The following is a 12235-nucleotide window of genomic DNA, read 5'->3' as shown; positions in this document are numbered from 1 at the left end:
TGAACAAAGGGTGACTGCATGTCCCGTGAAATCGACTATGGCAACCTGATGCACTCAGCCATGCGCGGCCTGATCCGGACCGTGCTGCAGGACGTCTCCGATAATGGTTTGCCCGGCAACCATCACTTTTTCATCACCTTCGACACGGACCATCCCGACGTGGAAATTGCCGACTGGCTGTCAGACCGTTATCCCGGCGAAATGACCGTGGTCATGCAGCATTGGTTCGACAATCTGACCGTCGAAGAAGATGGGTTTGCCGTGACGCTGAACTTCGGCGATTCCCCTGAACCGCTTTATATCCCCTATGACGCCATCCGTACTTTCGTGGATCCCTCCGTGGAGTTCGGCCTGCGCTTTGAAAGCGCCGAGGAAGAAGCCGAAGGCTATGCCCCGGAAACCGACGACGAAGAGGCGGAAAGCGAAGAAGCTCCCGCAGAGGCCAAAAAGGACGCGGATGTGGTGTCGCTGGACAGCTTCCGGAAGTAATCCGCAATTTCACCTGAGATTGGCAGGGGCGGCCTGAACAGGCCGCCTTTTCTTTGCCTGTTCAGGCCGCTGGCAAAGAGAGGCAAGACCTGCCCTGCGCTATTGCCGGGCCAGAAACGTCTCCAGCCGACGTTTCGGCTCGCCATTCAGACGCGAGATATAGACCAGATCAAGCCCGCCATCGGCCAGTGTCCGGTCATACTGCTGCATCTCGTAGTCGCCGTTGGGATGGATAAAAAGCGAAAACACGGTCAGCGTGCCGTTGGTGACCCGCCCCCAGACAAAGGGCTCGCCCTCCATCGGGTTGAGCGGCACCGCATGACCGAACACATTGCGGGTCATCGCAGCCGCGAAAACACCGTTTCGCTCGCTCGGCACAAACTCGACCTCATAGCTCTTTGTTTTCTTGCGGCCGTCATCTTTTTCCGTGGTCGCGGTCCAGCTCACAACAAAGCCCTCGCGGGTTTCCTGGATTTTCACGCTCATATCCCGGGGGTCGATGTCGCCATCGGCTCTGACGATATCGACACTGCCGCGGTATTCGCCGGCAAAACGCGAAACATCGGCACGCGCCTGCAAGGGCAACATCAGCAAAGCGGCAGCCGCCAGCGCAGGCGCAATGGCCATTTGAAGATTACGCATGGCTTGCAAACGGATCAGCACGTTGATTTCCTTCCCGGATACTTTGTCCCCGTCCCGCAATGTAACAATAGCACATGAACAGACAATGGCCTCCACGCGATTGTGGCAAAACGGCACTATACCTGACCGTGCGATTGGCTATGCTGCGCGCGACTGGCTGATTGCGCCGCATTCACACACCGGCTAAACGGCATACAACCGCATACAACAGAGAGAGGCGACGGATGTCCGAGACCCGCACCGAAACCGACAGCTTTGGCCCGCTTGAGGTCCCTTCCAACAAATATTGGGGCGCGCAGACCCAGCGGTCGATCATGAATTTCCCGATCGGCTGGGAAAAACAGCCGGTTGCCATCGTGCGCGCGCTCGGCGTGATCAAGCAGGCCTGCGCCATGGCCAACAAGGACTCGGGCAAGCTGGACTCCCGGATCGGCGACGCCGTCATCCAAGCGGCCAGCGAAGTGGTGGCCGGCAAGTTTGACGACAACTTCCCGCTGGTGGTCTGGCAGACCGGTTCCGGTACCCAGTCCAACATGAACTCCAACGAGGTGATCGCCAACCGCGCGATTGAGATCCTCGGCGGCGTCATCGGCTCCAAGGACCCGGTGCACCCGAACGACCATTGCAACATGGGCCAGTCCTCTAACGACACTTTCCCCACCGCGATGCATATCGCCACCGCCATGATGGTGCGCGACGTGCTGGTGCCGGGTCTGACAAAACTGGCCGAAGGGCTGGAGGCCAAGTCGGAAGAGTTCAAGGACATTATCAAGATCGGCCGCACCCACACCCAGGACGCGACCCCGCTGACGCTGGGCCAGGAATTCGGCGGCTATGCGCATCAGATCCGTCAGGGCCTGTCCCGTGTCGAAGCAGCCATGCCCGGCATCTATGAGCTGGCACAGGGCGGCACCGCCGTCGGCACCGGCCTGAACACCCAGAAAGGCTGGGGCGAGAAGGTTGCCGCCAATATGGCCGAAATCACCGGTCTTCCCTTTGTCACCGCGCCCAACAAATTCGAAGCCCTGGCTGCGCATGACGCCATGGTGTTCCTGTCCGGCGCGCTCGCGACCATTGCGGGCAGCTGCTACAAGATCGCCAACGACATCCGCTTCCTCGGCTCCGGCCCGCGTTCGGGTCTGGGCGAACTGATTCTGCCGGAGAATGAGCCCGGCTCCTCGATCATGCCGGGCAAGGTGAACCCGACCCAGGCCGAAGCCCTGACCCAGGTGGCCGCCCATGTGATGGGCAACGACGCAGCAATCAAGTTCGCAGGCTCCCAAGGCCATTTCGAGCTGAACGTCTACAACCCGATGATGTCCTATAACCTCTTGCAGTCGATCCAGCTGCTGGGCGATGCGGCGGACAGCTTTACCGCGCGGATGCTGAACGGCATCCAGGCCAATGAGCCGCGCATCGACAAGCTGATGAACGAAAGCCTGATGCTGGTCACCGCGTTGGCGCCGACCATCGGCTATGACAATGCCACCAAGGTTGCCAAGACCGCCCACAAAAACGGCACCACTCTGAAGGAGGAAGCCATCGCCCTTGGCTTTGTCGATGAGGCCACCTTTGATGCCGTGGTCCGCCCGGAGCAGATGATCGGACCAAAAGACTGATGGCAAAGCCGGTCAACCTGAACCGGTACAAAAAAGAAAAAGCGCGGGCCGAAAAGAAGGCCCGCGCTGACGAAAATGCCGTGACCTTCGGCCGGACCAAGGCAGAGAAGGATTTGGACAAGGCGCGCAATGCGCAAGACGTCCGGCGGCTGGACGACCATAAGCGCGACGAATGAACGCCCGCCCCAAGAAGCACTCACTGACGCTGCGTGGACACCGCACGTCAGTTTCGCTGGAGGATGACTTTTGGCATGCCTTCCGCGAGATCGCAGCGCAGGACGGGCGGGCGATCAACGAGTTGGCCGCCGAGATTGATGACAGCCGCGGCGGAGACTGCGGGCTGGCCTCTGCAATCCGACTGTTTGTACTGCGGCGGTTAAAAGCGCAGTGACCACATCCCGGCACCATAAAAACACTGCGCAATATCGCATTTTCGCGGCTACCTGGGCGACAGCTGCAGCCAGATCCCGTTTTTTGACCGTACAGTCAGATGCGCCACTGGCACAGGTGCCCTGTCCGCGACGGGTTCAACCCGGAACCGGCGCAGGATCGTTGACAGCAGCAGCGGACCTTCCACCATCGCAAAACCCGCCCCGGTGCACACACGCGCACCCGCCGAAAACGGGATAAATGCATCGCGCTGGCACTGCTTGCCATTCTCCCTCTGCCACCGGCCCGGATCAAAGCCATCGGGATTGTCCCACAACCGCTCATGCCGGTGCAAATGCCAGGGGCTCAGAACCATTTGCGACCCTTTGGGAACGCGCCGGTTTCGCAACTGTTCCGGACCGGCGGCCTGGCGCACCATCATCGGAACAGGCGGGTAAAGCCGCAGGGTCTCGCGGAACACATCACGGCTGACCTTCAGCTTTGAAACTGCGGCAAAACTCTCATCCTCCAGCGCATCCGCCTCTGCGGCCAGCTTCTCCTGCCACTCCGGGTAAAGCGCCATCAGATACAGCGACCAGGCCAGAGCAGAGGCGCTGGTTTCATGGCCGGCAAGAAAGAAAATCGCCACCTGGTCCACCATCTCGGCCGCATCAAAGGTGCTGCCGGTTTCCGGGTCCCGGGTGGTCATGATCTTGGTCGCCAGATCGTCCGGCGCCTGCCCTGCCCCGATGGCCGCCATGCGTTCAGCCGTCAGCTGTGCGATCAGCGCCCGGATTTCCGCGGCATTCCTGCGGGTGCCGCGGCGGAAAAACCGCGGCATCCAGCGCGGCAGCGGCACAAAGGCCGCCAAATTCAGCAACGGCTGGCTGCGCTGATAATCCCGAAAGCCGGAAAAGACCTTTCCTGCCACCTCATGCTCGATCGGGATTGAAAACAGCGTGCGAAAAATCACATCCGCTGCCGCATGCGATGTTTCTTCTTCAATTTCGACAGGCCCCCGGCGCCCCTCCAGACGCGCAACAGCGGCCTTTGCTGCGGCCCGCATGGCCGGGTAAGCATCTTTCAAACGCCCGCCCTCAAAAGCCGGATCAATAATCCGCCGCTGACGCTTCCAGTCGTCGCCGTTGGTCAGGAAAACCGAATTTCCCAGCAGCGGCCTGAGCCCTTCTGCGATACGGTCGGATTTCGGAAAGTCGTCCGGGCGCTCCTTTAGCAGCAGTTTCACCAGATCCGGCTGATTGACCAGAAAAGAGCGAAAAAACGGCGTGCGGAACTCAGCCATCCAGGCACGGTACAGCTTGGCCGGCTGGGCGGAAAGAATGTCCTGGCGAAACAGCTTTGCATAACGCCAAAGCGAGACCCGCTCTGGTCGCGCGGGCGGTTTCGGCGGCATTGGGTGGCTCATTCTGCGGCCACCGACGTGAATTTGGAAATTGGCAGGTCGATCCGGGAGCGGGACGGATTGCGGTCCCTGTAGCGGTCAGCCAGCGTCAGCGGCCCGGCGGTGATGCGGAAATAGTCATAGTCGCCAGGCCGGTCAAAGGCGCATAGGTACTGAAAATGCAGCCGGAAGAACCGCCAGCGCAGCTGCCGCCACCGCTCCGGGCTGAGGGTCTGGGTGAAGGCGGCAGAGATCACCAGCGGCCAGCGCTTGCCTTTTGGTGCAACGCCGCTGACGGCCACAGGATCGCAAAGTGCAAAGGCACAGCCATCACCGGGGGCGGTTACGTCCACCCAGGCAAGTTCCTCTCGCTGACAGAGGTATTGCAGATCGGTTCGCAACCGCAAAGCCCGCGGCAGAAATGACACCATTGGCACGACCTGACCCAGGCTCAGAAATCCCAAAACCGGCCGGTCTGCGGGCAGCCCTGCGCGGATCAGATCCGCAAGGACAGACACCCCCAGATGCGCACCAGAGGAATGGCCAACGACCAGCACCTCGTCCAGTTCCTTGTCTTGCAGGGCCTCAGAGATCAGCTCACGGAACCGACGCATCCGGACCTCCAGCTCCGGCGCCATCTCCCCATGGTGGGCCGCCGTATGTGCGTAGTCATGCATCAGATAATACGCAAAAAACTTGCCGTCGCGTTTTTTGAACCAGTGCAGCAGCGCATATCCTGCCCCCAGCCCCGGCACGCTGCACAGGAGCGCTGCAAGGGAACCGCCCAGCCCAGCGAGACCGGCCAGCAGGCCCAAAGCCTGCGCCACGCCCCAGGCCAGAAGCAGCGCCAGAATCGCCTGCACCAGCAGCATGCCGACCGGGTAAAGTGCCGCTATCACCGGTCCCTTGCGAAGCCGCATCAGCCGCCGCAATGCACCGGAAGAGATATAGATCCAAGCGGTCCGCAGCAGCTGCCAGTAGGTGCCGGGAATCGTGGCCTCCATACTGCCGCGGACGATATCGGACCAGACCAGCACCTCGAGGTCAGTTTCCACCCGCATCCCGTCCATCTCTGCGGTGGCATGCCAGCCGTAGGGACCCCTGGTCCGTTTCGCGGCCAGAGCAAGGCTGTAGCCGGAAATCATGGCCTGCTCGGCCCCTTCCTTGCGGTACAGCTCGCGGTATCGGCGCGGATGAATCGGATCATAGCCGGGGATGTAAAACACCCGCCGCCTGCGCACCTTTTGTTGTTTGGAACCGGTTTGATCCACGCTGACCTGCTCTGCCTTTCTGCCGTCAGAATAGCAGTGCAATCCGGCAAGAGTAAGGCCGGGAAGCTACCGAAAAAAGAGGCCTTGCGGCCCCTTTGCATCGTTGCGTGTTACCCTAGCGCTGCCAGCGCCGGGAAAGTCTCCAACAACCACCAGGAGAAAGTGGTGAACAATCCGGTGACCAGCATGATGCCGACAACCAGCAGCAGGCCGCCCATCACCTTTTCGATCATCCCCATGTGGCGCTTCATCTTGTTCATCAGCGTCATTGACCGGTTGAGGAACATGGCAGCCAGCAGGAACGGAATGCCCAGACCGGCGGCATAGACGCCCAGCAGAATGGTGCCACGGCTGACCGAGGCCTCAGAGGCCGCCAGAGACAGGATCGCACCCAACTGCGGGCCGATGCAGGGCGTCCAGCCAAAGGCAAAAGCAAGGCCCAGCACATATGCGCCCAAGGCAGAGCCGCCGGATTCGCCTGCCTCCATCCGGGCCTCGCGATCCAACAGCGGAATGCGAAAAACCGACAGAAAGTGCAGCCCGAAGACAATGACCACAACACCTGAGATCTGGGCAAAAAGCTCCTGATTTTTCAGTACAAATGCGCCAAAGGCCGAGGCCGTGAACCCCAGCAGCAGAAACACTGTGGACAGCCCCATCACAAAGAACAATGCCGCGATGGTCGCCTTGCGGCGGGCCGCAGCGGTGCCTTGCATCTCGCCGATGGTGACGCCGCTCATATAAGCCAGATAAGGCGGCACGATCGGCAGGACGCAGGGTGACAGAAAGCTGATCACGCCGCCCAGCAGCGCCACCAACATGGCAGGGAGAAGCCCTGCGTCTATGATCTCGATTCCAAACATGTCCCAACACTTATGCCAGCTTCGGACCAACGTCACGGGGACGGCTGGTCACAACCTTGTGGACAGCATGAAACATCCCGATTATCTGGAAACCATGAGCGAGATCAAAGAGACACTGGATGCCATCGGGCTGCTGTGCCCCCTGCCCGTCCTAAAGGCCCGCAAGCGGCTGAAATCGCTGCAACCCGGCCAGATTCTGGAACTGTTGGCGGATGATCCTGCGGCCGTGATTGATGTGCCGCATTTCTGCCATGAGGCCGGTCATGAATTTTTAGGCCACAGCGACGGCGCGGGCCACCAGATCTATCTGATCCGCAAGGGTAGCTGACCACAAGCAGAGCCGGACTCCTCGTGCTGCGGGACGGTCGGAGGTTATTGCGAATTCCGGCTCGGGAAACACATGTTTTGCGAAGCTTTTCCTGTGCCGGGAAACGGCTGTAGCAAGCCAGGTTATCAATTTCAGCGCAGACGCAGCGCGCAAAGAAAAAGGCAGGCCCAACGGCCTGCCTTTTTCTTAACTTGTCTATCGGCTTCAGCCGCCCATCGACCACCAGCCGCGGCGCTTGGGCTTGGGCGGGGCAGCCGGTTCCGGCTGTGCTTCAGCAGCGGCCAGCGCAGGCTCAGGCTCAGGCTGCTTTTCCTGCGGTACCGCAGCAGGTTCAGCAGATGCTGCCTCCTCTGTGACAGGCTCCTCTGTGACAGGTTCGTCAGCGACAGGTTCGTCAGCGGCGGGCGCATCGGCTTCATCAGCGACGGGCTCTGCTTTGACCTCAGACACTGCCTCGGCAGCTTCTTCTGCGCTCTCTTCAGAGGCGCCTTCAGCCTCTGCAGGAGCTTCCAGCTGCACCGGGGCCTCCTCTTGCACAGTTGCCGCTTCGGCCTCTTTGGTGACCTCAGATGCAGCAACGGATCCCGATGCAACTTCTGCGGCCTCTGTCACTGGCGCTTCAGCGGCATCAGCAGCTGCGGCTGGTTCCTCAGAAGGTTCAGTCGACACGGCCTCTTGGGTTGCGGCCTCTGCGGCTGCGGCGTCTTCACCGGTAGCGGCTTCTGTCTCCGCAGGCTTGGCCTTCGGCTTGCGCGAACGGGTACGGGTGCGCGAGCGTTTCTTCTCCTTCACCTCTTCCGCAGGCGCGTCCTCGCCTTCAGCAGCGGCCTCGGATGGCTCGGCAGCCTCTTCCTTGGTCTGCTTCTGATCATCAGATGTCTCGTCACCGCTCTCACTGGTCTCGCCGGTCTCACCGTTCTGAGACTGCTCACCATTGCCGCCCTTCCGACGGCGCCGACGACGGCGCTTACGCTTCGGCTTATCGTCCTGCGCGGCCTCCTCAGCTGGGGTTTCAACCTCTGCAACAACAGCGGTCTCTTCCTCGTCCTGGCTGGCTTCCTCTGCGTCCACCTGATCCATGATCGACGTATCCACAGAAACCACCGGCGCAGTCGCCACCGGGATGGTACGCGAAGCGGTCTTGAATTTCTCCAGAACGAAGTCCGGGCTGACCAGATGCGCGTCACCTTCGATGCGCACGGACAGGCCATAACGCGCCTCGATCTGGGCGATATGCTCGCGCTTCTGGTTCATCAGGAAATTGGCGATGGAGACCGGGCAGCGTACCAGCACTTCGCGGGAGCGGCGGCGGGTGCCCTCTTCCTCGATCTGGCGCAGGATCGACAGCGCCATTGAATCGTCCGAGCGGATCAGGCCGGTGCCGTGGCAATGGGCACAGGGCGCCGTGGTCGCCTCGATCATGCCGGGGCGCAGGCGCTGACGCGACATTTCCATCAGGCCAAAGCCCGAGATGCGGCCCACCTGAATGCGGGCGCGGTCGGTCTTCAGCTTGTCCTTCATCCGCTTTTCAACGGCGGCGTTGTTCTTGCGCTCGTCCATATCGATGAAATCGATGACGATCAGACCGGCAAGGTCGCGCAGACGCAGCTGGCGCGCCACTTCTTCAGCGGCTTCCAGGTTGGTGTTGAGCGCGGTTTCCTCGATCGAACCCTGTTTGGTGGCCCGGCCAGAGTTTACGTCAATGGCCACCAGCGCTTCGGTCACACCAATCACGATGTAGCCGCCGGACTTCAGCTGCACGGTCGGGTTGAACATGCCTGCCAGGTAGCTTTCGACCTGAAAGCGTGCAAACAGCGGCAGCGCTTCCTGGTAGTGTTTCACATTCTTTGCGTGGGACGGCATGATCATTTTCATGAAGTCCTTGGCGATGCGGTAACCGCGGTCGCCTTCCACCAGCACCTCGTCGATCTCGCGGCTATAAAGATCGCGGATCGAGCGTTTGATCAGGTCGCCCTCTTCATAGATCTTTGCCGGTGCAATGGATTGCAGAGTCAGCTCGCGGATCTGTTCCCACATGCGCTGCAGGTATTCATAGTCGCGTTTGATCTCGGACTTTGTGCGTTTGGCACCGGCAGTCCGCACAATCAGGCCCGCGCCGGTCGGAACGTCCAGCTCGGTTGCGATATCCTTCAGCTTCTTGCGGTCCGCAGCGTTGGTGATCTTGCGGGAAATACCGCCCCCACGAGCGGTGTTCGGCATCAGCACGCAGTAACGGCCTGCCAGCGAAAGATAAGTGGTCAGGGCTGCGCCCTTGTTGCCGCGCTCTTCCTTGACGACCTGCACCAACAGGACCTGGCGGACCTTGATGACTTCCTGGATCTTGTAGCGGCGCGGGCGCGGTTTGCGCGGCGGGCGGATGTCGTCGCTGTCATCTTCGTCAGCAACCGACTCGATGTTTTCATCCTTGGAGGTGGCATCGGCGCGGCGCGCGACATCGCTGTCGTCGTCGTCGCCATCGTCGCTGTCACCCGATGGCGCAGAAGCTTCAGCGTCCGCAGTTTCATCAGCCGCAGTTTCGCTGGTTTCAGAAGCACTTGCTTCGGCCTGTTCCGCGCTTTCGGTTTCTGCATCAGCAGCAACGTCTTGCGCAGGAGCGGCGACGTCTTCGGCGTCGGCCTCTGATGCGTCGGCTTCAGCAGGCGCGTCTGCAGCTTCGACTTCCGCCGCCTTGGCAGGAGCTTCTGTCTCTTCCGGTTCTTCCACCGGTGTCTCTGCCACAGTCTCCATCGGCGAAGATCCCTCAGGAACTTCTGCCAGATCCGCTGCCGGATCACCGGTGGCTTCGGTGCTGTCGGTCAGGTCAATGGTTTCCATTCCGGCAATTTCTGCCGGCTGGCCATCCGCAGCTTCGACTTCCTTGGTCTCGACCACATCATCTGATGTTGCCTTGGCCGCTTTGGCCGAAGATTTGGACCGGCGGGCCCGTTTCGGCTTGGCCGGTTTGGTCTCTTCTTCCTCGTCGCGGGCACGCATCGCCTCGGCATAGGCGCGCTCTTCTTCCATCAGCGCTTCACGGTCGGCAACCGGGATCTGGTAATAATCCGGGTGGATTTCCGAAAACGCCAAGAAGCCATGGCGGTTGCCGCCATAGTCCACAAAGGCCGCCTGCAAAGACGGTTCGACGCGGGTTACTTTTGCAAGGTAGATATTGCCAGCAAGCTGGCGTTTGTTTTCGGATTCAAAGTCAAATTCCTCAACCTTGTTTCCGTCGACCACCACAACGCGGGTTTCTTCCGCGTGGGTGGCATCGATAAGCATTTTCTTAGCCATGTTTCCTTGGTGCACCTGCCCTGTGCGCCCGCAAGCTCTCTGCTTCCAGGCGGCCGCGCGCGTTTCGGGTGGTGTCTTGTCAGGGCGATCTTGGACGGCGCGGTGCAGCAGGTGGTCCCTGGGACGCAGCAGGTGGTCCCGGGTTTCACGCCCGGCCTTCCTGCCTCAGTGCTCATCGCTCTCGCGCGCGTCATCGCGGTTCTTCTCCGGCAGGCGGGTGTATCCCGGGCCTACCCTATTATCCCTTCACCAGATAGAGACCGGTTTGGGCGCTAAACTGCCCCCTGGTTCAGAGGGCCAATCGGCCTGGCTGCAGCTTTCTCGGATCGTGCCGGACAAAAGCCAAAACCAGCGAAACTCATCAGAACGGGCGAAACCAAATGCCGGTTTCCGGCCCGTTTGGTCAGCATAAGGCCTGTGGATAGGTAATGACAATGGCCATTCGACTCTGCAGTGCCTTAAAATGCAAACAGCTCGCCTGTAGCAGGCAAGCTGTTAATTTCAGGTTATAATTTCAGGCAGGACCCGAAAATGATGCAGGCTCTGGCACGCTGTTCAGGCGGGTTTCCCGCTGCAGGGCGCGCCGGAGCGCAAAGCCATCAGGCTCAGGCCAGATAATCTGAGCGCTGCAGGCCGTATTTGGCCATCTTCTCGTTCAGCGTCCGGCGCGGCAGGCACAGCTCATCCATCACGCTGGCGATTGAGCCCTTGTGGCGGCGCATGGTGTTGTCGATCAACATGCGTTCAAAGGCTTCCACATATTCCTTCAGCGGCTTGCCTTCTGTGGTCATCACCGGCTGCATCTCTTCGTGATCGGACATCAAAAGCGAGGCGATGGTGCCTGAGCCGCGGCGCGACTGAAGCACCGCACGCTCGGCAATGTTGATCAACTGGCGCACATTGCCCGGCCAGGGGGCCTGCAGCAGCTGGGCGGCCTCCTGCGCGCTCACCTGCGGTGCGTCACAGCCGTATTCCTCGGAGAACTGCTCGGAAAGCCGGGTAAACAGCGTCAGAATATCCTCGCCCCGCTGACGCAGCGGCGGCACAGTGATGCGCAAGGCCGCCAGGCGGTAGAACAGGTCCGGGCGCAGCGCGTCCTCGCAGGTCTTGCCTGCTTCCTGCAGGTTCGAGATGGCGACAATCCGGGTCTCTGCCGGAGTGCCCTGCTCGTTGATCACGCTCAGCAGCTTGGCCTGCAGGCTTTCGGACAGCGCATCGATGTCTTCCAGAACCAAGGTGCCGCCGCGGGCTTCCTCGATCGCAGGCAGCATGCTGTCTTCCGGCTGCATCGGGCCGAACAATCGTTTGGCCAGGGCTTCCTCCTCCAGTGCGGCGCAGGAGATCAGCACGAATTTCTTGCCCGCCCGGCTGCCAACCGCATGCAGCGCATGGGCCACCAGCGTCTTGCCAGTGCCGGTCTCACCGTCGATCAGAACATGGCCATCAGCCTGCCCCAAGTCGAGGATATCTTCGCGCAGACGCTCCATCACCGGGCTCTGACCGATCAACTTTTTCATGATCTGGCCGCCGTCGGACAGCTCGCGCCGCAGCGCCCGATTGTCCAGCGTCAGGCGGCGGGCGCCAGTGGCGCGTTTGGCCAGCTCTGACATGCGGTCCGGGTTAAAGGGTTTCTCCAGGAAATCGAAAGCGCCGACGCGCATCGCCTCAACCGCCATCGGCACATCGCCATGGCCAGTGATCATGATCACCGGCAGCGCAGAGTCGCTGCCCATCAGCTTTTTCAGAAACTGCATGCCGTCCATGCCGGGCATCTTGATGTCTGAAATCACGATCCCCGGATATTCCGGTCCAAGCACCTTGAGCGCCTCTTCGGCGCTGGAAAAGGTTTCGGTGTCATAGCCTGACAGCGCCAGCCACTGGCTGATCGACTGCCGCATATCCTGTTCATCATCGACGATCGCGATTTTCATAGCCTGTGCCATCCGCGTCCTCTCCTAACT

Annotated in this window: 11 protein-coding genes; 5 read left to right on the top strand and 6 right to left on the bottom strand. The window is 60.7% G+C overall.

The window, feature by feature from the left end; genetic code table 11:
• The first annotated feature begins 18 nt into the window (after positions 1-18).
• Complete coding sequence (locus ACP151_RS17720; RefSeq protein WP_424980227.1) at positions 19-489, top strand: SspB family protein; 471 nt, start codon at positions 19-21, stop codon at positions 487-489.
• 99 nt (positions 490-588) lie between these two features.
• Here the strand turns inward: ACP151_RS17720 and ACP151_RS17715 are convergent, their stop codons facing one another.
• Positions 589-1131, bottom strand: a complete 543-nt coding sequence (locus ACP151_RS17715; protein WP_424980226.1) for a hypothetical protein — start codon at positions 1129-1131, stop codon at positions 589-591.
• A 224-nt stretch (positions 1132-1355) separates the two neighbouring features.
• On the opposite strand from ACP151_RS17715, the gene fumC reads away from it, so the two are divergent.
• Genes fumC through ACP151_RS17700 form a run of 3 tightly spaced genes read left to right on the top strand, consistent with a single transcriptional unit; the run spans position 1356 to position 3141 of the window.
• Positions 1356-2750, top strand: a complete 1395-nt coding sequence (gene fumC / locus ACP151_RS17710) for a class II fumarate hydratase (protein ID WP_424980225.1) — start codon at positions 1356-1358, stop codon at positions 2748-2750.
• Positions 2750-2926 carry a DUF4169 family protein gene (locus tag ACP151_RS17705; protein ID WP_424980224.1) on the top strand — a complete coding sequence of 59 codons (177 nt, stop codon included), beginning with the start codon at positions 2750-2752 and terminating at the stop codon, positions 2924-2926. The genes fumC and ACP151_RS17705 overlap by 1 nt, the downstream gene beginning before the upstream one ends.
• Positions 2923-3141, top strand: a complete 219-nt coding sequence (locus ACP151_RS17700) for a ribbon-helix-helix domain-containing protein (RefSeq protein WP_424980223.1) — start codon at positions 2923-2925, stop codon at positions 3139-3141. The genes ACP151_RS17705 and ACP151_RS17700 overlap by 4 nt, the downstream gene beginning before the upstream one ends.
• A gap of 48 nt (positions 3142-3189) precedes the next feature.
• Here the strand turns inward: ACP151_RS17700 and ACP151_RS17695 are convergent, their stop codons facing one another.
• From ACP151_RS17695 to ACP151_RS17685, 3 genes are all read right to left on the bottom strand, one after another.
• Positions 3190-4545, bottom strand: coding sequence for a cytochrome P450 (locus ACP151_RS17695; protein ID WP_424980222.1), 1356 nt, complete (start codon positions 4543-4545; stop codon positions 3190-3192).
• On the bottom strand, positions 4542-5762 hold the full coding sequence (locus tag ACP151_RS17690) for a hypothetical protein (RefSeq protein WP_424980246.1): 1221 nt from the start codon (positions 5760-5762) through the stop codon (positions 4542-4544). The genes ACP151_RS17695 and ACP151_RS17690 overlap by 4 nt, the downstream gene beginning before the upstream one ends.
• Positions 5763-5902: 140 nt before the next feature.
• Entirely contained in the window at positions 5903-6655 is a 753-nt protein-coding gene (locus ACP151_RS17685) for a cytochrome c biogenesis CcdA family protein (RefSeq protein ID WP_424980221.1), read from the bottom strand.
• 94 nt (positions 6656-6749) lie between these two features.
• On the opposite strand from ACP151_RS17685, the gene ACP151_RS17680 reads away from it, so the two are divergent.
• On the top strand, positions 6750-6983 hold the full coding sequence (locus tag ACP151_RS17680; protein WP_424980245.1) for a sulfurtransferase TusA family protein: 234 nt from the start codon (positions 6750-6752) through the stop codon (positions 6981-6983).
• Between the two features lie 204 nt (positions 6984-7187).
• On the opposite strand, the gene ACP151_RS17675 is transcribed toward ACP151_RS17680, so the two are convergent.
• Together ACP151_RS17675 and ACP151_RS17670 are read right to left on the bottom strand one after the other, a co-directional pair.
• Positions 7188-10274, bottom strand: a complete 3087-nt coding sequence (locus tag ACP151_RS17675) for an Rne/Rng family ribonuclease (protein ID WP_424980220.1) — start codon at positions 10272-10274, stop codon at positions 7188-7190.
• A gap of 605 nt (positions 10275-10879) precedes the next feature.
• The gene (locus ACP151_RS17670; RefSeq protein WP_424980219.1) at positions 10880-12217 is read right to left on the bottom strand and encodes a sigma-54-dependent transcriptional regulator; all 1338 of its coding nucleotides are present in this window, start codon (positions 12215-12217) and stop codon (positions 10880-10882) included.
• Positions 12218-12235: the final 18 nt, after the last annotated feature.

Origin of the sequence: Leisingera sp. S232, from assembly GCF_049800895.1 — a bacterium.
GTDB lineage: Bacteria > Pseudomonadota > Alphaproteobacteria > Rhodobacterales > Rhodobacteraceae > Leisingera.
Note: the sequence above shows the minus strand (reverse complement) of the source record. Positions and strands in the feature narration are given on the sequence as shown.